General features: G+C 43.2%; 15 protein-coding genes. 9 read left to right on the top strand and 6 right to left on the bottom strand.

Going from position 1 to position 22,951, the window contains the following annotated elements:
* Positions 1-35: 35 nt before the first annotated feature.
* The 6 genes from galU to K2W90_00935 all read right to left on the bottom strand — a co-directional run bounded on the left by galU (position 36) and on the right by K2W90_00935 (position 7,973).
* Positions 36-965 (bottom strand): UTP--glucose-1-phosphate uridylyltransferase GalU, encoded by a 930-nt coding sequence (gene galU / locus K2W90_00960; protein ID MBY0352917.1) that lies wholly within the window; start codon positions 963-965, stop codon positions 36-38.
* 42 nt (positions 966-1,007) lie between these two features.
* Positions 1,008-2,042, bottom strand: a complete 1,035-nt coding sequence (locus K2W90_00955; GenBank protein MBY0352916.1) for a phenylalanine--tRNA ligase subunit alpha — start codon at positions 2,040-2,042, stop codon at positions 1,008-1,010.
* A 96-nt stretch (positions 2,043-2,138) separates the two neighbouring features.
* Positions 2,139-3,203, bottom strand: coding sequence for a phospho-N-acetylmuramoyl-pentapeptide-transferase (mraY, locus tag K2W90_00950; GenBank protein MBY0352915.1), 1,065 nt, complete (start codon positions 3,201-3,203; stop codon positions 2,139-2,141).
* A gap of 323 nt (positions 3,204-3,526) precedes the next feature.
* Positions 3,527-3,817: a GIY-YIG nuclease family protein gene (locus tag K2W90_00945; GenBank protein ID MBY0352914.1), complete on the bottom strand. Its 291-nt coding sequence runs from the start codon at positions 3,815-3,817 to the stop codon at positions 3,527-3,529.
* A gap of 250 nt (positions 3,818-4,067) precedes the next feature.
* A complete protein-coding gene (locus K2W90_00940) occupies positions 4,068-5,699 on the bottom strand; it encodes a hypothetical protein (GenBank protein ID MBY0352913.1) in 1,632 nt (543 codons plus the stop codon).
* Between the two features lie 18 nt (positions 5,700-5,717).
* Entirely contained in the window at positions 5,718-7,973 is a 2,256-nt protein-coding gene (locus K2W90_00935) for a hypothetical protein (GenBank protein ID MBY0352912.1), read from the bottom strand.
* A gap of 310 nt (positions 7,974-8,283) precedes the next feature.
* Here K2W90_00935 and K2W90_00930 point away from each other — a divergent pair, with 310 nt between their 5' ends.
* The 9 genes from K2W90_00930 (at position 8,284) to K2W90_00890 (ending at position 22,933) form a co-directional block, all read left to right on the top strand.
* Positions 8,284-9,906: an ankyrin repeat domain-containing protein gene (locus K2W90_00930; protein MBY0352911.1), complete on the top strand. Its 1,623-nt coding sequence runs from the start codon at positions 8,284-8,286 to the stop codon at positions 9,904-9,906.
* A gap of 32 nt (positions 9,907-9,938) precedes the next feature.
* Positions 9,939-11,084: an ankyrin repeat domain-containing protein gene (locus tag K2W90_00925; GenBank protein MBY0352910.1), complete on the top strand. Its 1,146-nt coding sequence runs from the start codon at positions 9,939-9,941 to the stop codon at positions 11,082-11,084.
* Between the two features lie 159 nt (positions 11,085-11,243).
* Entirely contained in the window at positions 11,244-13,529 is a 2,286-nt protein-coding gene (locus tag K2W90_00920; protein ID MBY0352909.1) for an ankyrin repeat domain-containing protein, read from the top strand.
* A 161-nt stretch (positions 13,530-13,690) separates the two neighbouring features.
* Positions 13,691-15,850, top strand: a complete 2,160-nt coding sequence (locus K2W90_00915; GenBank protein ID MBY0352908.1) for a HAMP domain-containing protein — start codon at positions 13,691-13,693, stop codon at positions 15,848-15,850.
* A gap of 68 nt (positions 15,851-15,918) precedes the next feature.
* Positions 15,919-16,425, top strand: a complete 507-nt coding sequence (locus tag K2W90_00910) for an HIT domain-containing protein (GenBank protein ID MBY0352907.1) — start codon at positions 15,919-15,921, stop codon at positions 16,423-16,425.
* Between the two features lie 260 nt (positions 16,426-16,685).
* On the top strand, positions 16,686-17,645 hold the full coding sequence (locus K2W90_00905; GenBank protein MBY0352906.1) for an ankyrin repeat domain-containing protein: 960 nt from the start codon (positions 16,686-16,688) through the stop codon (positions 17,643-17,645).
* Between the two features lie 86 nt (positions 17,646-17,731).
* On the top strand, positions 17,732-18,532 hold the full coding sequence (locus K2W90_00900; GenBank protein ID MBY0352905.1) for an Hsp20/alpha crystallin family protein: 801 nt from the start codon (positions 17,732-17,734) through the stop codon (positions 18,530-18,532).
* Between the two features lie 108 nt (positions 18,533-18,640).
* Complete coding sequence (locus K2W90_00895) at positions 18,641-19,990, top strand: ankyrin repeat domain-containing protein (GenBank protein MBY0352904.1); 1,350 nt, start codon at positions 18,641-18,643, stop codon at positions 19,988-19,990.
* Between the two features lie 189 nt (positions 19,991-20,179).
* Positions 20,180-22,933: a lactonase family protein gene (locus tag K2W90_00890; protein ID MBY0352903.1), complete on the top strand. Its 2,754-nt coding sequence runs from the start codon at positions 20,180-20,182 to the stop codon at positions 22,931-22,933.
* The last annotated feature ends 18 nt before the right edge of the window (positions 22,934-22,951 follow it).

The raw sequence follows: 22,951 nt of genomic DNA, 5'->3' as shown, positions 1-22,951 counted from the left end.
AGAAATTCAACAAGAATTTGGTCAAGAAACAATAATTACAACGCTACCTGCGCCCCTTTGCTCAACGCCTGAGCCTTGCCCTGCATCACCACAAAATCTTTGTCCAGCTTTCTTAAATACTCAAGAATCTGTTCAGAATATTTTGGATGCTTAAGCGCAAAATCTAAGTTGGCTTTGAGCAAGCCCAACGGCGTACCAATATCGTACCGCATGCCCTGTACTTTGTAGGCAAAAACCTTTTCGCCAGCAAAGAGCAGGCTTTGAATAGCATCGGTCAGCTGAATCTCGCCGCCGGCGCCAATGCGCTGCTCTTCAAGTGCTTTAAAGATGTTTGGCGAAAGAACATAGCGACCAACAATAGCCAAGTTTGATGGAGCTTCGGCAATGGAAGGTTTTTCGACCAGTTCTTTAACTTGAAAAAGGTTGGGAGAAAATTGCTTGCGAATTGCAACAATGCCATAGCGGCTCACTTGGTCCATGGGCACTTCTTGCACGGCTACCACATTGCATTTTTCTTGCATGGCAACCTGAATCAACTGACCCATGGCAGGCGTGTTGCCAGCAATAATGTCGTCAGGCAAAAAGATGGCCATAGGCTCGTCGCCAATCACGTGGCGGGCAGTCCACACGGCATGTCCCAAACCAAGCGGTTCTTTTTGGCGAACATAAATAAAATCCGCCGCGTTAACAACTTTATTTATCTCATCAAGCAGGTGGCCCTTGTCGCGCGCAGACAAGAAACTTTCGAGTTCTGGGTTGGTATCAAAATGATCTTCAATAACATTTTTGTTTTTGCCGGTTACAACAACGAAATTTTTAATGCCAGAGCGAATGCCCTCTTCGGCAATGTACTGAATGGCTGGCTTGTCTAGAATTGGCAACATTTCCTTGGGAGATGTTTTTGTTGCCGGCAAAAATCTAGTGCCCAATCCTCCTGCTGGAATTATGGCTTTTGTTACTCCCATTGTCTTCTCCTTTACACTCTCACCTTTTTTAGTTTCTCGTCCCTAAAATTGCTCTAAAAATTTAACCTTCCCACTGTGAAATAAGCGAATATCATCGATACCATATTTCAACATCGCTAAACGCGACAATCCAAACCCAAAAGCAAAGCCTGAATAAATTTCAGGATCTATGCCACATGAGCGCAAAACATTGGGATGTATCATACCGCCGGGAAAGACTTCCATCCAGGTTGATTTTTTACAAACGGAGCACCCTTTTGAACAAAATGGGCAGCGCATATCAATTTCTATGCCTGGCTCAACAAAGGGAAAGAAACCCGGACGAATGCGAATATCTAATTCTTCTTTTTTAAATAACGCTTTTAAAAATGCCTGTGCGGTAGCAAAAAGATTTGAAAGATTAACATTTTTATCAATCAAAATACCTTCACACTGCATAAACATAAAGTCATGCGAAGCGTCTACCGCTTCGTGACGGTACACACGGCCTGGCACAAATGCTGCCAAGGGCAACTCGTGTGAAAGCATAGCACGAACCTGCACGGGCGAAGTGTGAGTGCGCATTAAAAGACCTGGTACGTCTACCCAAAAGGTATCGTACATATCACGCGCAGGATGATCTTTGGGAATATTTAAATGGGTAAAGTTATTGTCATCAGTTTCAAGCTCTGGGCCATCAAGAACTTGGTAGCCCATCGACAAAAAGATATCTTCAATTTCAGCAACAATCTGTGAATACACATGCAACGAGCCCTGCGGCAGATTGGGCTTAACAGCAGTCACATCAAAATGTTGTTGTTTTTGTATTGCTGCTTGAGCTTGCTGATTGGCCAGCGCTTCTTTGGTATGAGTTATTGCCGCTTCAACTTCTTGCTTAAGCGCGTTGAGCAACGGCCCAAACTCACGCTTTTGGTCAACCGACAATTCTTTGAGCTCAAGCATGAGAGCAGTTATCTTGCCTTTTTTGCCCAAGAAATCGAGTCGAATATCTTCCACCTGCTTATCGGTTTGAACGTGTGCAAGTGCATCAGTAAACTCACGCTTTATCGAACTCAGTTTATTGGCTAATTCAGGCATATTTTTTTAACTACCTCAAGATTACAAAAAAACATAAAACTACTAAATCAGGATAAGCCTAGCAGGTTTTAGGCGTTTTGCCAGCACTTTGCAGGCTCATCGAATTTTCAATGTCAACAGCGCAAGAACACACAAGATTATTGATATAATCCAAAATCGTACGGTAATTTTTGCTTCTTGCCAACCCTTTAATTCAAAGTGGTGGTGAATTGGCGCCATGCGAAACATGCGTCGTCCCAAAAACTTGAATGACAAAACTTGAATAATAACCGAGACAGTCTCTAGAACAAAAATTCCGCCGCTAATCAACAGCAAGAGCTCTTGGCGGGCCATGAGTGCCATAAGCGCCAAACCCGCGCCTAATGCCAGGGAACCCACATCTCCCATAAATATTTGTGCTGGATAGGTATTGTACCACAAAAAGCCCAGCAACACCCCCACCAGGCTGGCAGCAATAATACTTACTTCTGCACTGCCGGCAAACGGAATATATAAATAATCTGAAAAAGCCATGTGACCGGCCAGGTACACAATTAATGCAAAAGCAGCAAAGTTAAAAATGAGTGGGCCGGTTGCCAAACCATCCAGCCCATCGGTCAGGTTAACCGCGTTGCTGGTGGCAATGATTATGAAAGCGCCCCAGGGAATAATTAACCAACCAAGCGTAACGTCGATATTTTTTATAAACGGAATGCACACGGCGGTGTTGGGCTGCGCCCACACGTACCACACCGTCATGACCAGCACGGCCATGCTCAGTTGAAGTAAAAATTTAACTTTTGCCGACAAACCTTTGTGGGCTTTAATTTTTTGCCAATCATCAAGAAAGCCAATACACCCAAACCCGATAATGCCCAACAAAAAAACCCATAAGTTTGGCTTGGTTAATTTGTTCCACAGCAACGTGTTAAAAACAAAAACGAGTAAAATAAAAAGCCCACCCATGGTTGGGGTATTGTTTTTCTTTTGATGCGTTTCGGGTGTGAACTCCCGCGCTTTGGCACCAAAGTGCTGGCGGCAGGCTTTTATAAACCAATCGCCAAAAACTAATGAAAAGAGTGCGGCAGAAAGAAAAGCGCCAATAGCGCGAACGCTGACGTAATGAAAGAGATTAAAAAACGTGTACGTTGTTTGTAATTTTTGGGCTAGGTGGTAAATCATAATTTTTGGTAAACAACAAAGGGTTTAACTGGTCGGACCTTTAATTGTTGCTTACCTTACACCGTTTTTATGATCTGGGCAACTTAGCCGCCACCTGGTCAGCCAGGCGCCCCACCAAGTCAGGGTGCTGAGCCCTTCGAGACGCTCTTCGAGCTCCTCAGGGCGAGCGGGATGAAATAAAAAAAATGCAGACTGCTCAACATACTTACCACTTCGCCAGAACCATAGCCTACAAACAAAATAACGAGCACTCACTTCCTCCGTCCTCCCTGAGGAGCCTGACGAAGCTTTTAGCTAAGACAGGCGTCTCGAAGGGCCCATCTTTAGATCTTTTTCCTGCTAGCCAACTGCGAAATTTTTTCCCAATCACCAGCAATCAAAGCTTCTTTTTTCTTTCTTCCCCATCCCTTTATTTTTCTTTCTGCCGCCAAAGCCTCATATCTCGTCGCAAATTCTTGCATAAAAACAAGTTTGAATGGCAGCCGACTGGAAGTATAAGAATCATCATACGTGCTTGTTTTATGTTCATGCAAACGTTTATCAATATCATCAGTGTGGCCGGTATAGTAAGAATCATCACTACACTTCAAGATATAAACGTAAAATGGCAGCATAATTTTATTTCCTTGGAAAAACCCTTCGAGACACCCCGCGTAGCGGGGTTCCTCAGGGAGAACGGAACGAAGTTAGTCAAACCTATCCTGAGCCTGTCGAAGGACAAGCTTCTCAGTGAGGGCAGGATGAGAATCAATGTGGTTTAAAACTAATTAAGCAACGGAGGAGAAAGACCCCGATTGCCCTGAGGAGTCCGGCAAAGCGTTAGCGAAGACGGACGTCTCGAAGGGTGCTTACCTTACACCGTTTTTATGATCTGGGCAACTTAGCCGCCACCTGGTCAGCCAGGCGCCCCACCAACTCAGGGTGCTGCGCAATCAGTTTTTCAAAAACCTCTGGGTGCTTTTCAAGATACGAAGCGATGTGCGGCCCTTCAACGGTAACCGTTGCTGCTTCTTTTTTGATTTCTTGCTCGGCCTGTGGCGCGACCAATTTTAAGATACCAAGTGCCACCAGCGGGCTCACTGCGCCCACCACATTGAGCGCGGTCTTTTTAATGTTCTCAACCGGAATACCAACGTAACGGTCCAATGTTTTTTTGATCATGGGATGGTCGAGCAAACCATTGGCCTGTTCAAACAACTGGCCAGACAAGACGGTGTTTTTGGCATTTTTTTGCACGAGTAAGGCCGCATCTTGCACTACTGCCAGCATATCGTTAATCAAGTCAGCTTCAAAACTTGCTTTGGAACAGCAGCCCAAGAAATATTTGGAAACAAAACCCTGCTTACTCTGCAAACGCACAAGCTTTTTGGTCAATGCATAGATTTCGTACGTCAGCTGCACAGTGCCCAAATTGTCGTATAAAACACCTTCAACCACTTTATAGTACTGCCCCACTACCTTGCGTAGCTTTGCATCGTGGAAAAGCGTTGCATACACATCATCTTCAACAAGCGCTTTGTGTTTGATAAGCACATCTATTTTTTGGTCAGAGCTTGCAAAATTGGCAGTCAAAGACTGTTCTTTTTTTACCATATTCAGTCGGCAAACAAAAATTTCAAAAAGCTGTTTGGTCAACAGCTGTTTGTCATACATTGTATAAGCTCGATAAATTTCTGTTTCTAGCTTATAAACCATTTCTTCAGTTTTTTTTGGCTGTAACAAAAAGTCTCGGCAACATTCATGAAACTGCAAAGCAGGAATGCACTCAATCCTGACAAGCCAGAAAGAGCTTACCCTTTTAAATAAATCACCTACCGATCTATCAAACAACCACCACACTGGCTGAAAGCGCTGAGGCACGTTGGCACAAACTAACGCTAAAACATTAGGATGTCGCATTATTTTTGTTTCAAAATCGTCATTACAACGTTTAATATTATCAAACGCCCATTCAACCAACTGACTAAAAATAGCAAGCGCAACATGAGCATGCTCGTGTGCATCAAGTGGTACTTCTACCACCGCAGCTGGACAAACAGATCTGCCAACACGCAAAAACTCAAGCATAAATAATGCTTGCTCTTGAGCGTTAAGCATGGCTTCAACATACCAGGTAACCGCAAATTTTTGATATTCAGCGCGGCCAAACGACTCAAAAATCTGACGCGTGCGGCTTAGCAGAGCATCCATCACACGTTGATCATCGTACGACAAAGAATCATAACTTACAAACTGAGTAAGCTTAAGAAAGCGATCTTTTAGTTCATCAATGCTCATTTCTTTACTAAACGGGCAGGCTTGTAACGCTTCACTACCCGCCTGGTTGGTCAAAGCATCAAAGGCTTTTTGTGCACGCTCAATCTCTTGCGCTGGTGCTTGTGCTTGTTTAAGACTTTCAAGCTGTGTGTAAGCCGCTTCAAGGTCTGCTTGAGTATTTGCCCGCAAACTAACGCTCAAAACACAACATAAAAGAACGATTGTAATAAACTTCTTCATAAATAAATAACCTCGCTTTTAATAAACAATCTGGTCAAACCACGCGCCAAATTCAGGAAGAAGCTGATAAACCAATTGGCGGTAAACCGGCATGTTTTCTTGAACGTGCGCTGAACGCTTGATAATGGTTGCAAGCTTTGCACAAAGATCATTTTTGATTTTTGCAAAAGGCTCAACTGAACCATCAAAGTCTTGTAAGAAGGTTTGCCACTCAGACTGATGCTCAAGAGCACGCGTTAAAAAGCGCGAACCGGAACGGTCGAACATATAACCAACGCGTTGTTCAAGCTGTTCAAGCTTTTCAAGTTCTTTTGCTGGAAGATCTTTTGCATCAACTTCCTGCAACGCTTCACGATACTCGCGTAACTTAATTGCTTTTTTATTATCAGTACGAATGCGTTGTGCACGCTCAAGCAAGTTTGCGCCATAATTTTCAATCAGCAAACGCGTGCCGGCAAACTTAAGCTCTTCAACACGACGGCGGATACCCGCAAGCCATGCCATTTCTTGCTTTTTAAGTTCAAGACCATCGGCCAACACATGCGCTTCGTGCTCGTAGGCCTGCGCAATGCGCTCACGCAACGCAATCTTTTGATCAAGCGTGCATTGATGCGTTTGTGTTTGGTCGAAGGCCGCAATCTCTTTTTTAAGATCGCTAATGCACTCGGCAAGCTCATTGCTCATTGACTGTTCATTTTTAACCGCCAACGCCAACAAATCTTGTAAGTCCTGTTTTTTTTGTTCAAGAAGCTGCGCTGGGTCTTCTTGCGCATAACTTTGGCGCATATCGTGCAGGCGTTCTCGCTCTTTGTTTAAAGCTTGAACATCGTGCGCCAAATGCGCAGCTATTTTTTTGCCTTCAAACTGCTTGATAAGCGCATTTTTCTTAGCTATTTCTTGATCAAGCTTTGCAATGCCCTGACTCAGCTCATTAAGAGCCAACTGATGGGCATTTTTGGCATCATCTTGAATTGCTTGCAACGTAGCATTCAGACGAAGTTGCGATGCTTGACCTTCGCTCAGTGCCAAAAATTCGTTAATCTGTGCACATTGCGCTTCATATTTTTCACACATTGCGCGATAAGCACGGGCTTTTTTGCTCGTGCCACTCAACAGCTGTTTCTTTGCGGCAACATACGCACGCAATGCTTTTACCAGCGTGATGGTAATCTGTTTTGCCGTGGCTGCCAATTCTAACTTATTAGATGCATTCAAGAGCCAATAAACGCCATTATTTTCGTGCAACACCAGCGTGCCAATGTGCAATGCGTCAGGCGCTATGCCAACTTCTTTGTTAAAGTTCTTATTTTCATGAACATTTTCAAACGTGGTAACCGCTGCCAAATGCGTGATAGGACTAAACATTACACGACCATTGAGCATTGGCCTGATGTTGCCCAGCTTGGACAAATCAACATAATCAACAACTTCAACGCCCTGCCCTTGCAAAAAGCCGGTAACATCTTGTTCAAACGCCGCACCTTCATAATGCTTAAACTGCTTCAAGCATTGCTTTGCGGCTGCATGATTGTGCAGCACTACCGCTTGAACATTCAGCACATCATCGGCTCCATCGCTCGGGGTTGCGGTAATTAGCTCATGCCACAATTCATTAACAAATTCTACCAAACCTGGTAGCACACCATTGAGCATTTCTACACTACCTTCTGGCAGATAACTTGAGAACGCTTTGTCTTGATCAAAGCTGTAAAGCTCTTCAGACAGCATAAGCCTGACCAACAAGCGCATAACTTCTGTTTTTACTTTGCTAGAATCAGTTGTGTAAGCATTTTTAAAGAGCAACACTAATTTAAGCGTAAAAAGCTTGATGGGCGTTACTTTGCTTTGCACTAACCACTTAATTAATGGAATGCTTTTGCTGCGCTTGTAGAGCTCATTTTTAAGCAACACAGAACCAAGCCCAGCCAACGACTCTTGCTGACCATCTGTCTTAATCAGACGCTCTTGCGGTTCAACGGTTGGCAACGGGTCGAACATGCTACCCGAACCACCAAAGCCCCAATCTATGACAATTTCTCGCCCAGTACCCGGAATTGCCAGTGCCAATTTTTTAGCGGTGTAATAATCAAGCTCTTTAACATTGTCCATAAATTCATGAAGCGAAAGTGAAAGGTTGCCCTGCTTTTCATTGGCACGATTTTGGCCAACATTTTCTTGGTCCAAATCCGCCAAATTAAAAGCAGCAAACGTCACGGATTGAGCAGAAAGAATGCAGTATGCCATAGCTATGGCGATACGAACTTTGTTTACCATTTTTGACCCCCCAATGAGTCCCCGTTACCGGGATTTGGTTGTTTAGTTTTCGTACGTACACAACAATCGTGTTTTTAAAACTGAATGATTCTAGCACAAATTTAGCAATAAACAAATGGAAAGCCTTTAGAAATGGGCTTTTTTAAGAAAATTGGTGATTTTCTATGAAAATTAGGCACCTAGCGTATTTATTTGATAAAAGACTCATTTTTTGTACAAATTGACAATTTGACAATATATTGTAGGCTGGACATAAGAAAGAAATAACTATCGAAAAAATGGCTCATATCCCAAAATTGTGAGGTTTATTATGAAAAACATCAAAAAAATACTTACCTGTTCGCTTTTTTTGACGCTTATACTAACTACCAACGTTCTGCCCGCTGCATCATCAAGCCCAGCATCAAACTCTTTGCAAAATGCTGATGTTTTACCCGAAATTATTGTTCACGCAAGCGCTGGCGATGCAAAAGAACTTCAAAAGTATTTGAAAAAAAATAAAAAAATCGATATTAATACCATCTTTTGGGAAGGCAAAAATACACTTCATTGGGCTGCAGAGAAAGGCCACACTGAATGCGTTAAGCTCCTTTTGGCAACAAAGAAAAAGGGTGTTTTAAAAAAACGCTACACCAAACCACGCGCCAACGTTAACGCCGCATCTCTTAATGCAGGCTTAACCGCACTCGCCTTGGCAGTCATTGGCAACCACCTACCATGCGCGGAGGTACTTATTGAACACGGCGCTGATGTCAATTGTCAAAACACTATGGGACTAACAGCACTTCACATTGCAGCCAACAATGGTTGGTATGACTGTTTAAAGCTTCTCTTAGATAATCAAGCAAACGTTGCAACAGCACCAACAGAAGGGGAATACATAAATATAACAGCACTGCACCTTGCTGCTCAAAATGGCCATCTAGCATGTATAGAATTACTTCTTAATCGCGGTGCTCATGTTTCAACTCCTGGAGCATTTCCAACACAACGAACCTGTGTCCATTTGGCAGCAGAAGGAGGCCGTACCACATGTTTAGCATTACTTCTCCAAAATGGTGGCCTCGCTCTTATTGATGCTCAAGACGCAGAAACTTTTGAGGGTGACACAAGAATAAATGTAGGCGGCTCTACAGCTCTTCATCTGGCAATTCAATGTAATGCACCAGCATGCGCACAGCTACTTTTGCACCATGGCGCCAACCAAAATATTCCTGACTCAGATGGTTTCACTCCTCTTCAATGGGCAATTGTTGATAACGTTCAAGAACTTTATCAATTGCTGTTGGAAGACCCAAAACTCACTATTAACGCACAAAACAAGTATGGCGAAACAGCGCTGCACCATGCAGTAGAAGCTAACAACGTTACCGCAACAACTATGCTTCTTGAACGCGGAGCAAACCCAACAATAAAAAATAATAATAATCAAACCCCAGCTATTCTTGCAGCTTCTCTTAATCATCATGCGGTTGCTATACTTTTTATTCCGCAAACAGAAAAAAAACCCTCAACTAGTATCTCAAAAGAAACATGCTCAATCTGCCTTGGTGATTTTGAAGAACATGAAACATACGCACATCTCAACTGCGGTCATGATTTTCACGAAGATTGTATCAAAAATGCAGCGCGCATAGAACTTGAAACCAATGACCATTTAAGAAATACAATCGGCGCTAATTACAAAAAACAAGCAACCTGCCCTCTATGCCGCACGGCAACCGAATTTACTCGAGACAATAACGAACCAACAACAATTCGCGTATTTAGATCAGCAGACACTTCTACAACCACACAGCCAAGCTCGTCGGTGGTTGATACAACTACTATCCCAAGCGCAGATCCTGTTGAAATGCTACCACCAATAAGTAGCGTGCTCCCACTTGTACCGGAACAAGCAGATTCAGAAAGCAACAGCCAAGATACTGAATAACAATTATTTAATCTCATGTTCAGGAGGTTATTATGAAGATTATTAATAAAAAACTTATAGGTTCATTTTTTATTGCTTTGGCACTAACAGCCAAGGCCATGCCAGCATCTTCTTCTGCCATCGCAGAAATTGATGCCACCCCACCAGCAACAGAAAGCAGATTTTTGAAAAAACTCACCAAGTTTTTAAAAGATCCCAACAACGATCCTAATAATATGTACTATAATGGCACTAAAGCCATTTATAGAGCAGCTAAAAAAGGAAACCTTAAGGCACTCAAAATGCTCCTTGCGCACCCACGAACAAACGTCAACATTGTTGCTTACCATGGAGAAGACAAAGGCCTTAATGCCCTTCTTCTTGCGGTTGAAAACGACCATACCGAATGCGTACAAGAACTTCTTAAAAAGGAAAATATCTCCCTTGATGTACGCGATAATGACGGCTTAACACCCGTTCATTACGCCGTTCACAATAACAACCTAGCTACTTTAAGTTTATTGCTTGAACGCGGCGCAAACCCCAACCTTAAGCCACTATCTGGCCCATGCACAGGCCTTATGCCGCTTCACATGGCAACTAAAAACAATAACCATCTTTGCATGCAAAAGCTTCTTGAACATGGCGCTAAAGTTAATGCTAAAACCAGAAACAAACTAACAACTCTTCATTTAGCCACTGACCCAGAAAAAGACCCACGCTGCGCAGAATTACTGATTATGTATGGCGCTTCTCTTAACACTCTTGATAAGAATAACCAAACACCTTTGCACTACGCAGCTAAAAAAGGCAACATCGCATGCACTCAACAAATTCTTATGCAAGCAAAAAAACTTAAAACTCTTGATGCAACAGTTAATGTTCAAGACGCACAAGGAGCTACCCCGCTTCACTGGGCTGCCAACAATAATCATAACCAACTTGCACAAATACTCATCAAGAACACCGCACATATTGACGCTCAAGACAACAACAAGTCAACACCTCTCCATCTGGCAACACGAAGAAATAGCATTGCCTGCTTACGCCTACTTTTAAAAAAAGGCGCACTTCTTGATGCCCGAGATAGACATAACCACACCGCTTTTTATTACGCAAGAGGTTTATGTCGCCTGTTAATTGCCCAAGAATATCATAAGAACAACGCAGAAAACTACGGCCCCGTTACCAATGAGTAAATGTTGAAAAACGAGCGAAATGAGCAATAAAAAGCCCCTCAAAACACAAAAAATGGCACTTCTTGCCCATTTGCCAAATTGACAATATTTCTATAAACTAAGAGTGTAGATAGTCAAAAATCTATCTGAAGAGGTTATATCATTTCGAGAGGTTATATCATGTTTAAAAAACTTGCTTATTCACTTTTTGTTGCCTTGGCTTTAACTGCCAACGCACTACCCGCTGCAGGAAATCCCATTATCCAAGCTATTAACCAAGACAGTCCTGAACAACTCAGGCAAGCTCTTGGTAACCTAACGTTGTGGAAAGCGAAACGACTTATTGGATTGGAGCCTGAAGCAGTTCTTAATCAAGCACATTATAACAACTACCGCTTCCACGGCGAACCAAGAACACCACTGTGCTGGACAGCTTACAACCGCTATTCCACCGCATGCGCCCAAGTCCTTCTTGAATATGGCGCAGATATCAACGCCAACATCTACACCACTGCGCTTCATGAAGCCGTTGCACAACACAATATTCCATTGATACACTTACTTATTGAACGTGGCGCCAGTATTCGTATTCAAAACCGTCATGGTATTACGCCAGCTCACGTTGCAGCTCGCCATGGCTATACCGCATGCTTGCAAGCACTCAGAAATTACACCACATTGACAGGCATCATCGACAACAATGGCAACACCCCGCTCCATACTGCTGCTCAATACGGCCATGCCACATGCATAGCAGAAGCACGCCATTTCGGGCCTCTTTATACCACAAACGGGGACGGCTATACCGCTCTTCATCTGGCAGCTCAACATGGCCATGCCGCATGCGTACAAGCTCTTATTACTGCTGGTGCTAACATGAATTTAGCTTGCAATGGCCTTACGCCACTTTCTCTTGCAGCTCGATATGGTCACATCGAATGCGTAAACAGACTTATTGAATGTGGCGCAAATGTTAATCTCGCTTACAATGGCTCTACTGCATTGTCTATTGCTCTTGAACATGGCCAAACCGCCTGCGCAGAAAGAATCAGAGCAGCTGGTGGTACCATAAGCATTGCTACTCAACAAAGACTCACCGACCAACTTATTACTGCTGCCCGAACAAACAATCTGGTACGCTTGCAAGAACTAATTAGCGCTGGCGCAGATATTAATGCTCCAAACAGTAACGGATGGACAGCTCTTTATGTTGCAGCAGAACATGGACAAACCGCATACGTAAACAGACTTATTGAACTTGGCTCGGATATTAATCGCGCTTGCAATGGCTTTAGCCCACTTTTTGTTGCAATAGAACATGACCGTACTGCATGCGCACAAGCACTTATCGCAGCTGGTGCCACTATTGATGCTAGAACCCAACAATTTCTCACTGACCAACTTATTACGGCAGCCCAAACAGGCAATCTGGCACGCTTGCAAGAACTTATAACGCTTGGTGCAAACGTTGATGCAACAAATAATGACGGCGAAACGCCACTTCATTGGGCTGCTTACAGCGGCCATCTTCCATGCGTACAAGAACTTATTGCAGCTGGTGCAAATATTAGTGCTACAAATAATAACGGCGAAACTCCACTAATCGTTACTACCAGCTTTGGCCATTTAAATTGCGTGCAAACCCTTATTGCTTCTGGTGCAAACGTTAATGCGACAGACAACCATGGCGCCACCCCACTTCATTTCGCAGCAGAATATGGGCATATCGCAACCGTACGAGAACTTATTGCAGCTGACGCAAACATTTCTGCTGCAACCACTAGTGGCGAATTTATTGGCGAAACGCCAGCAGCAAACGCAACCAGAAGAGGTTACCGAGCCCTTGCACGCCTTTTAAACGACGTACAAGCCAATGGCCCCCAAGCGGCAACAAGTATTGAAAAAACTGATGAAGATGACTGCTCAATTTGTTATGAACCATTCGAAGAAGGCTCTCCATGCGCAAGCCTTGGTTGCGGACACGACTTTTGCCCACCATGCATTACGCAAGCAGCAGATGCACAACTCAACATGTATCTGCCGTCCACATGTCCTTTGTGTCGCGCAGCAACAGAATTTACGCAACAAAATAGAGAACCACAAGTAATTCGTACTGTATGCAGGCCACTACTTAAAAGAACATGTCCAGGAATTGGTGGCAATCCAACTGAAAGCATCTTTGTAAATCCACTCGATCCAAACTTTACCTCACCAAGCCCATCTTTCCCAGGCTCGAGTTCAAGTTCATCAAGCTCATCGAGTTCAGCAGCTTCAAGTTCGAGTTCTCGTGAAGATTGGTTGGCAGAAATGTTGGCAGCAGGAGATTTGTCAGATGTTGCGTACCAACCAATAATGGCTTTAGGTGATAGTCCATGGAATGGCTCATCATCAAGCTCAAGCTCTTCACGCACAAGCGCAAAGCATAGCCGCAACGGAAACCAAATTAATTTAGACGAACTCGATTAATCTTCTTTTCAAGAAATAACTACAAGAGGGGCTGCGCTTTTTTAAGCGCAGCCCCTCTTTCTTTTTATTAAAACATAGCCATTCACAGGTTTTCCAGTAAAATTTAGTGGTTACGAAAAAAGCTTACTGCTCAATCTTTTTTAAACCGAGCCACAAATTTTATGAACGAACCATTACACAAACGCCGCCTTCTCATTATCGTGCTCAGCATTGGTGCCCTTTTTGTCACCAGCTGGCTCGAGCTTTTTTTGCAACGCAAACACAACTTGATTGGCGCCGGCATTAACCGCTCATTCTTTTTTTTACTCATCAATGTTCATGTGATTGTAATTGTGGCACTGCTGTACCTAATTATTCGGCAAAGCATTAAGCTTTTTATTGAGCGGCACAAAGGCCTGCCCGGCTCGGCGTTTAAGCGCAACTTACTCTTTGCGTTTACTTTTTTTTCCGTCATTCCTTCATTTTTTGTTTTCTTTACCGCCGGCAAAATTATTACCACCAGCATTGACCACTGGTTCCACGCGCGCATTAGCACCGGCCTTGCAAGCGGCATGAAACTACACAAAGCACAAACACAAACGTTGCGCCAAGAACTGGCAGCCGCCAGCACGTTGGTAGCAGCCAACAACCCAACCACACAGCAAGAACTTGAGCAGACAATCCAAGATTTACAAGAACAATGCCCCATTCTTGCACAGTGTTCAGTCTACTGCTGGCCACAAGAGCCGTTGCATTTGGTCACCAGCTTGAACCAAGAAATTGAACGGTGGCGCTTGTACCGTACGTTTAACGACCGCAGTGTAAAACACCTGCGCGATGCTTTTTTGGCACGCTTGCACAAGTACCAAGCCCGCCAAGACAGCGTGTTTGATTTTTTTGGCTCGCTGTACTGGGTTCAAAAAATTGGCGAAAACTATCTGTGCGTTGCCTACCGCTACCCCGCAGCCACGCGCGTGCATTTAATTGATATGCAAAACTCACTTGATGATTACTACCAGCTGCAGTCAATGCGCAACCCCATTTATTATATTTATCTGTTTACATTTATTTTGGTCACGCTGCTCATTTTGTTTTTATCAATTTGGTGCGCATTTTACTTGGCCCGCGGCATTAGCACGCCAATTCAAGAACTTTTGGAAGCTACCGAGCGCATAAAAAGCGGGCATTGGGACGTGCATGTTAATTGCGATGAATCGAGCGATTTGCACACACTTGCTCACGGCTTTAACGAAATGATTAGTGCGGTTAACCGGGCACACACAGAACTTGAAAGTAAAAATACCGAGATGTTGGCGATCCTTGAAAATATGAAAGCTTCGGTATTTTTTGTTAACAAATTTGCCCGCATCACCATGAACAACCGGGCAGCAAAAGAGCTGGTCGCCAAATACTTAAATCTTAATCGTTTTAAAAATAGACGCGTTAACTTTTTTGGGCACGAAGTGAAAGCAAAATTTATTGAACTGACGCGCAAACTAGCAAAGACTGAAAGCTCATTTCTTTCTGAAGAAATCAGTTTTAATGTGAAAGGCGAAAACAGAATTTTAATGATTCATCTTTCCGCCATTAGCACCAGCAACGGTCCTAACAATGTAGAAAAAGGGCTGTTGATTGTCATTGAAGATTTAACTGACATTGTAAAAGCAAGCAAAATTAAAACCTGGCAAGAGGCAGCCAAACAGGTTGCACATGAAATTAAAAACCCCCTCACACCAATTCAACTGGCAACCCAGCGGCTCCAGCGTAAATACAGGCCGGTACTTGAACACGAACCAATTTTTATGGATTGCACCTCAACCATTTTGCATCAAGTTAATATTATCAAAGATTTGGCGGCGCACTTTTCTGAGTTTGCCTCAATGCCTGCCCCGCACATTGAAACAGCAGACCTCAACGATATTATTACCGAAATTTTACGCTTTTACCGCGTCAGCTACCCCAGCATTCATTTTACCTGCCTGCTCAAAAGCCCACCAGTCATAAAAACTGATATAAAAAAAATTAAACGCGTGCTCATTAACTTGCTGGACAACAGCGTACGCGCCTTGCTCGAAAAAAACGAAAGCAGTAAGTCGATTAAAATTGAAACAAAAATTTTGCCACAGACCAACAAGCTGGAGCTCATTATTGCCGACAATGGCCCGGGCATTGAAGCAGGAATGCGCGATAAGCTTTTCTTGCCTTATGTTTCTAGCAACAAAAAAAACATGGGACTTGGCTTGGCAATTGTTCACGACATTGTTACACAGTTGGGCGGCAATATCCAACTGCTTGCAACCAAAACAGGAGCTATTTTCCAAATTTTACTCAACCTTGAATGATGACCATAAACTTTGTTACGGTACGTTGATAAGAAATTTTGTACCACCAACACTTGGAGAATTTTTGTATGGAAAAATTGTATGCACCGTGGCGGCACGGTTATGTTACCAAAACCGACCCCAACATGCCCACCGGGCCACTTAAAAATAATTGCGTTTTTTGTGAACAGTTCGCACAAAACAACGACGAAAAATATTTAATTTTAAAACGAGGCCAACACACGGCCGTGGTCATGAACTACTATCCCTACAATGCCGGGCATCTCATGGTGCTCCCACTTGAACACAAAGCAAACTTAAACGATCTCGAACCGGCGGTACGCGCAGAACTAATGGAGCTCACTAATCTCTCGCTCAACGTTGTACAAGAAGCACTCAAATGTGCCGGCTTTAACGTTGGCATTAATGTTGGCGAAACGGGCGGCGGCGGCATACCTAGTCATTTGCATATGCATATTGTACCTCGCTGGAAAGGCGACACCAACTTTATGGCAACGGTTGCCGAAACAACGCTCATCTGCTCGCCCTTTCATGAGTTGTATAAAAATTTTAAAGAGATTTTTGACAAGAGTTAAACTTTTTGGCGTTTTTAACTTTACAAATATAAAAACTTTTTGCATTCTTAGTTCCCCAAGATAATCTGCACGAAATGGGTACCGTTCAAATCCTTCGACCCTTCGAGACACCCGTCTTCGCTAAAAGCTACGTCGGGTTCCTCAGGGCAGGCGGGGAGGGCCTTTAGCTCTGCCTGTGCGCCGTAGCCACGCAGGGCGTAGGCGTAAGCTTGTCGAAGGGTAAGGGCGAACATTGTTTAACTGAAAAATAAGAGGTTCTCATGTTTCATTCCTTAAGAAAAATAATCTTAGTCATACTACTTTGTGTTGGCCAAGCTCATAGCGCTGCATCATCATCAAGCAACCAAGAAAACAGTTATCCCAAAAATACAACGACAAACTGGAAAAAAATTAACCCCATGGGAGTTTATGGCAAACTATGCAAAGCAGCAATGTGTGGAAACATTGCAACAACCAAAGCAATTCTTGAAATATTTCCAGATTTAATTCACCAAAAAGATCCAAACAATCTTTGGACGCCATTGCACTACGCCTGCTGGGAAGGAGAATTTAGGTGGATAACTACCTTTGTTACAGAATGTAAGCTTAACCTTGACGCTACCGCGCACAAAAATCTTACACCATTGCATATTGCCTGCATGCGCGGCTATGATCTGTTGGTTCGTTATTTATTACAAAAAAATGCCAACAAAGAAACCAAAACCTCAAGCGGCTATAATGCCTTTGAGCTTGCGCTCATTTACGGTTTTAACAATAAAAACCCACAAAGAGCTCTTGCAATAGCTCAGTTGTTTTACCCAGAAATAGCCTTTAGAACTGATGAACATTTCATCGAAAAAATTGGAACCTTAATCGAAAGAAGCACAAGCAAACACAACATCCCTTTTCTGCACTCAGCCGCAAGCTTGGGAGATGTAGAACTTGTCGAATTTCTCTTGGAACTTGGCTATAGCCCTCTGGAAGAAGATCGCCGTCAACGCCTTCCTCATGAAGTTGCCGATGGCTATAAACAAAGAGATACTGAAGCTCTACTCTTCTCAAAGCTCTGCTCATCAAACGGAGCAACTCAAGATTTACATTATTTTTCTGTGCTTGCAGCAAGCCCAAAAAGAGAGTTCCTAGAAAGACTTGCAAGCCCCAGCAGAAGCGGCGACATTACTCCTCCACCAAGCCCACACAACAGCAGAACCATAACCCCACCACTTGGACTTAGAAGATAAAAAAATTATTCACAATTTTGCACCTTTTTGGTACAATAATCTTTAGATTTAAAAAACATTATTTAACCAAAAAGAGGAGGCTCTTTATGAACAAGCGTTATGGTTTACTTCTTGTTGCAACACTGGTATGCAGCAACAATGCATATGGTTATCACTACGATGTTTTTAAATATCTTGATGAGTCGTTTAACCAACTTGAACGGGACATGAGTTCATGGTTTTCTAATGATCTGCCCCGCTACCGCCAACAAGTGCAAGAAACTGTGGACAGCAATTTGGATGATTTGGCAAAAAAAATAGAAGAACAATCTGACAAAATAAAAAAACAAAGCGCCGAGCTTTTAGACAAACTTAAAGATGCCGGCACGCGTAGCCAACATCACGTACGCCACTTGCAAAATGAAGCAAACGCCGTTTTTGCTTCGCTAAAAAAAAGCGGTAGCTGGCTGGACCGTATGATTGGACGTCTAACCAAAACCGAAAAAACGCGCCAAATGTTTAACTTGCCTGGCAAGTTTAGCGCAACGGAAAAAGAAGAAGACGGTACCTACAAGCTTGAAATCAGCCTGCCTGGTTTTGGACGCGACGATATCAAGCTCAACGTGCAGGAGACCGAGCACCGCGTAATTGTCACGGCAGAAAAAAGTGACAGCAACACGGCGCAAAAAAATGGCGGCTGGCGCTACCATTCAGAAAGCTATTTTTCTTCACAAACGGTCAACAACCGCACCAAAAAAATTGAGTACAAAGATGGCAAGTTGCAGGTAACTGTTGATCTGCCCGACAATGTTGATACTAAAAATTTCAACAGCACCATTGATCAAGAAAAAGCAATGATCACACTCCAACTCAAAACAGCTGATCAAGCACCGGTTGCTCAAAAATAAATTAAGTTGCTTGCAAAAAATAACTCAGAGTTCTTAGACTTTGTTCAGAAAATACGAGGGGGCCAATACCGGCCCTCTTTTTTTGCTTGTTTCACAAAAGGAGAAGCTATGAAAAAACAGGTTATTGTTGGTTTTTTGCTGGCACTGTTTGGCGCTGGCGGGCAGGCGTGGGGAGCTGCATCAGCAGGACTTTCACAAATTGATGCGTTTAAACAAGCATTGAAAGAATATGCTCTATTTGATGCTGATACAGTAGATCGTGTAAAATACATCAACCCAAGAATGCAAGAACTTATGAACGGAGCTGCTGCTGCAACAACACAAACAGAAGCACTCGCAACAGCCGCTGCAACTGCGGCGAAAAATACAAATCCACTAACAGAAGCAGAGCAAGCCCAATTTTTGCAAACGTTAATCGACACATTGATAAAAATAGACTATAAAACGCAACTTGATACACAAGACCCTGATCTTTATAATAATTTTAAAACCTGCATAGAAACGCCAGGACTCGACCTTACAAAAAAGCCCACTAAAGGAGCTGAAACCATCTTGACAATAGCAGCAACGCGCAATCAGCTCAAACTCGTCAAAGATATCGTAAAACAAGTCCCAAAAGCACAAAGAAAAGCATTCATTGATCAGCAAAACAATGGCGGCAGAACAGCACTACACATTGCAGCGTCAAATAAAAAACTCGATATTGTCAACTATCTGCTCGAACAAGGCGCCGACCCAAACATTGGAGATAAGCAAGAAAAAACTCTTTTACATATGCTTCTCCACAACCCAACGCCCGAAGTTTTGCCGATTATTGATTCCATTCTTACCAAAAATCCAGACGTTAACAAGCAAACTGCAGAAAACCAAACACCATTGATGATGCTGGCAAGAAGCTCTGCCAGTACTACTTCTCCAGAGATAGTAAAACAATGCTTTGAAAAACTTTGGAATCATGCACAAGCTCAACACACGCCATTAAACTTGAATACTCAAGATAATGATGGAAATACTGCCCTACACGAATTTATAACCTTGTACGAAGGGTTTTTAGACAGCAACCCAAATGCCGATCTTAGTTTTTTCAAAGAACTTTTAGAAAAAGGCGCCAACCCTCTCATTCCAAACAATGATATGACTTTTGGTCAAACTCCCCTACTCTCTACTCTTTTCTATTCACAGCAACTAGCTGATATCATAGTAAAACACACACTGACAAAAGCCCCCGAAAGTTTGGGCAAGGAAATCTTACGCTTATTGCAAGGCAATGAATTCATGAAACCAGCACAAGATCCTACAAGAAAAGTCTTGCTCATGACCGCCCTCCAAAAAGTCGCAGATGTCTACCACGATTTTCAAGCACCATATTTACTCTTTCTCTTAACCGACTCTCTCGAGGCCCTGAAAGCAAAACTGGTCACACTGGCCCAAGAACTTGCAAAGCTGCCAACTCACTAAACCCTACCTATTTTAAAAAAGAGCGGCAGAAATTTAATAAAAATAAGAATCTTATAATTTCTGCCACTCTTTTTTATTCTCAAAAAAAATCATAACTTTTGTCTGGCATAAGTCTCAGACTTTTGCTACGGTGGTTTGTATAAAAAAGGAAGAGAGTCAGAAAAAAGAGAAAAAAAGAGAGTAGCACAGATGAGGCGTTTACCAACGTTTTACTTGTTTTGCGCAGCTTTTATTACAACTTTGTTATACACACCCACCAACCTTTTTAGCGCGCTCAAATTTGTAAGTCGCAACTCAAACTTGGTGCTCAATCCACAACCAGATGCACGCGTTGGCCTGCGTAAAGTTTCTCAAATTACCGGTTTTTCTCAAGATTCAATTATCAGTGTTTATGGCAACAATACACCGTCATCGTGGACCGAAACGTACACAGCTGGTGTTGAAATTGGTACCGGGCGACGCGGACAACCAAGCAACATGGTGTACAACAATAGTAACGCCATCAAAAACATGCAAGTCTTAGCTCTTAACAACAGTAATGCCACTGCGTCTCTTGCTCGCCGAGTCATTAACGATAGTAGCGCTCTTATCAAATTACAAGCACTAGCACGTGCAGACAGTCAGCTCTTGGTCTTTTTGAACCGCTTAGAAAATGCTAACAGTAATGCCCTCAACTTTGGCATAAAAAATAATAGTAGTGCTATCATACGTCTCTACGCTCTCGTTCGCGGGAACAGTAATGTTATTGTGAGCGCAAGCAGACTGGCAAAACAAAACAGTAGCGCTATTGTTCGTTTTAACAACAATCTTACTACCAACTTGGCTCTTATCAGACAAAACAGTAGTGCAGTTGTAAAACTTTCAGCAGACATTGCAAATACTCTGTCACCGCTCAATGTTCAAACCAGCAATGCTATTAATTTTTTTGGCAACAACGTACAAATTGTTTCCAACCACTCACGCTTTCAGGCAACCACCACTATCAACAAACTTATTTTATACAAAGCAGGTATCTCGGTTAACGCTGGCAAAACGCTCACGCTCATGACGCCACTACCACTCAGCGGTAACATTGCGCTCAACTCAACGGGCAAGCTCAATTTGGCTGGGGATTTGTATTTGAATTCAAATGCTTATATAACCAGCGGCGGTGATTTAGGCGGCAATAATTTTTCGCTGGTTTTAAGCGACAGTTTAGTACTTTCAACGTTAACGTCTCTCAAAATTACCAGCAGCTTAGTAATTGATGGCAACGGTGGCACGATTATTTTTGGGCCACACGCGCAAATTGTTCTTGAATCAAACGTTTCTTTAACACTTAAAAATGTAAACATTCAAACAACGCGCAACAGCTCAAACATTCCTATCATTCGCTGCTTTGATCAAAAAGGCCATGTGACATTTGATAACGTCAATCTTTCTCTTGCCGACGATTTTCCATTTAGAACCGGACGTTTATTCTGTTTTAACGACGCGCGCGTTACCGGTACCTCGCGCTTTGTTTACCAATCGTGGATGCAAAGCTATGTGATGCCGCAGTCACTGTTAACGTTCGATCCGGGTTCTGCACTTTATTATTATCCAAGCACCACCGATAAAGATTTATTCCAACTAACCGACAAATCTTCTGGAATTTACTTAAAAGGCTCTGCAACAACGTTGCAAACTACGCATACCGGCATGCGCTTGACTAAGGGCCGTTTGTGGATGGACAACAAAATAACCCTTTCAACAGGAACCAACACGCGTTTTTCAAGCTTGACGCAAACCTCATCTATCAACATCAGTGGTTCAAGTTTCGTTCTATGCGACTGGAGCCCAGACGGTAGATTTTTAGCCACTATTAATTCAAACAATGAAAACTTACGAGTATTTCAAGTCTCTACCACTGGGCTAACGTTAGTTGCTTCATATGTCGTAACCTCTCCCGGTAGCAGTCCTTGCAGCAGCGTACACTGGCACCCCAGTGGGCGCTTTATTGCCTTGACAGAACGCCGTACAGTAGCACCAACAAACAGAGCCACCGTCTTAAGCTTTAACGGATCAAGCCTCAGCGTACTCTCTCAAGTTACGTATAGTACATCCCTAGTGCACACCGTTGCTTGGAGCCCCTGTGGATGTTATCTGGCCGCCTATGGTGCTGATGCTTCAAACACCATACAAGTTTACCGTTTTAACGGCAAAGCTTTGTCAACAAGCGCCGTTGCAACGGCAGCTTTTTCTCAAGGATCCCCTGGCGTTGGAAAACACATACGTTGGTCTCCTGATGGCAGATACCTCGGGGTGTACTTTAACACAACCACCTTCACCATCACGCAAGCAAGCGTTTATCGCTTCAACGAAACTTCATTAACCTTACAAAGCAGCAGCACGCTTTCCTTTACTTCCAGTTTTCCCATAACCGACGACTTAGACTGGCGAGCTGATGGGTTATTTTTTGCTGTGGGAACGAACAATACCAACAACACAAGCGACCCCATTCTTGCCGTCTATTCTTTCAATGGCTCAACCCAAAGCTTAGCAACCTCTTCGCTCAACTCATCTGCCAGCGTTACTATCTACTACACACTCGACTGGTCACCAGACGGCCGGTATATTGCCGTAGGAGGTACTGAAAATGGCTTAATTAACAACATCAGAATATTCGAATTTAATGGCGCTTCGGTAACTTCACGTTATACACTTACTATTGGTGGCACAAACGTTGTTAGCCTGCGCTGGACACCTGACGGCAAATACCTTGCTGCAGGCCTTTCTTCAAACCCTGGCCAAGTAATTGTGTATCAAGTTAACTACACCTCAGAATCAAACGCACAAGCACTGACCAACGGCATTAACTTTGGCAACTCGACACTTGGTTCAACGTCAGACCTTGACGTATTTTTATTGGCAGGCGCGCGCGTTGAACTGAACGGGCTGTTATTTTATAACAATGTGAGTTAATTCAGGAAAAATGGTAAT

Source organism: Candidatus Babeliales bacterium, from assembly GCA_019749895.1.
Taxonomy (GTDB): domain Bacteria; phylum Babelota; class Babeliae; order Babelales; family RVW-14; genus AaIE-18.
The sequence above is the reverse complement of the archived record's forward strand: the minus strand, read 5'-3'. Positions and strand labels throughout refer to the sequence as shown.

Coding starts and splice junctions, on each gene's coding strand:
- K2W90_00915 (MBY0352908.1), top strand. CDS start 13,691: ATGAACGAACCATTACACAAACGCCGCCTTCTCATTATCGTGCTCAGC.
- K2W90_00925 (MBY0352910.1), top strand. CDS start 9,939: ATGAAGATTATTAATAAAAAACTTATAGGTTCATTTTTTATTGCTTTG.
- K2W90_00945 (MBY0352914.1), bottom strand. CDS start 3,817: ATGCTGCCATTTTACGTTTATATCTTGAAGTGTAGTGATGATTCTTAC.
- mraY (MBY0352915.1), bottom strand. CDS start 3,203: ATGATTTACCACCTAGCCCAAAAATTACAAACAACGTACACGTTTTTT.
- K2W90_00905 (MBY0352906.1), top strand. CDS start 16,686: ATGTTTCATTCCTTAAGAAAAATAATCTTAGTCATACTACTTTGTGTT.
- K2W90_00910 (MBY0352907.1), top strand. CDS start 15,919: ATGGAAAAATTGTATGCACCGTGGCGGCACGGTTATGTTACCAAAACC.
- K2W90_00930 (MBY0352911.1), top strand. CDS start 8,284: ATGAAAAACATCAAAAAAATACTTACCTGTTCGCTTTTTTTGACGCTT.
- K2W90_00920 (MBY0352909.1), top strand. CDS start 11,244: ATGTTTAAAAAACTTGCTTATTCACTTTTTGTTGCCTTGGCTTTAACT.
- K2W90_00940 (MBY0352913.1), bottom strand. CDS start 5,699: ATGAAGAAGTTTATTACAATCGTTCTTTTATGTTGTGTTTTGAGCGTT.
- K2W90_00935 (MBY0352912.1), bottom strand. CDS start 7,973: ATGGTAAACAAAGTTCGTATCGCCATAGCTATGGCATACTGCATTCTT.
- galU (MBY0352917.1), bottom strand. CDS start 965: ATGGGAGTAACAAAAGCCATAATTCCAGCAGGAGGATTGGGCACTAGA.
- K2W90_00895 (MBY0352904.1), top strand. CDS start 18,641: ATGAAAAAACAGGTTATTGTTGGTTTTTTGCTGGCACTGTTTGGCGCT.
- K2W90_00890 (MBY0352903.1), top strand. CDS start 20,180: ATGAGGCGTTTACCAACGTTTTACTTGTTTTGCGCAGCTTTTATTACA.
- K2W90_00900 (MBY0352905.1), top strand. CDS start 17,732: ATGAACAAGCGTTATGGTTTACTTCTTGTTGCAACACTGGTATGCAGC.
- K2W90_00955 (MBY0352916.1), bottom strand. CDS start 2,042: ATGCCTGAATTAGCCAATAAACTGAGTTCGATAAAGCGTGAGTTTACT.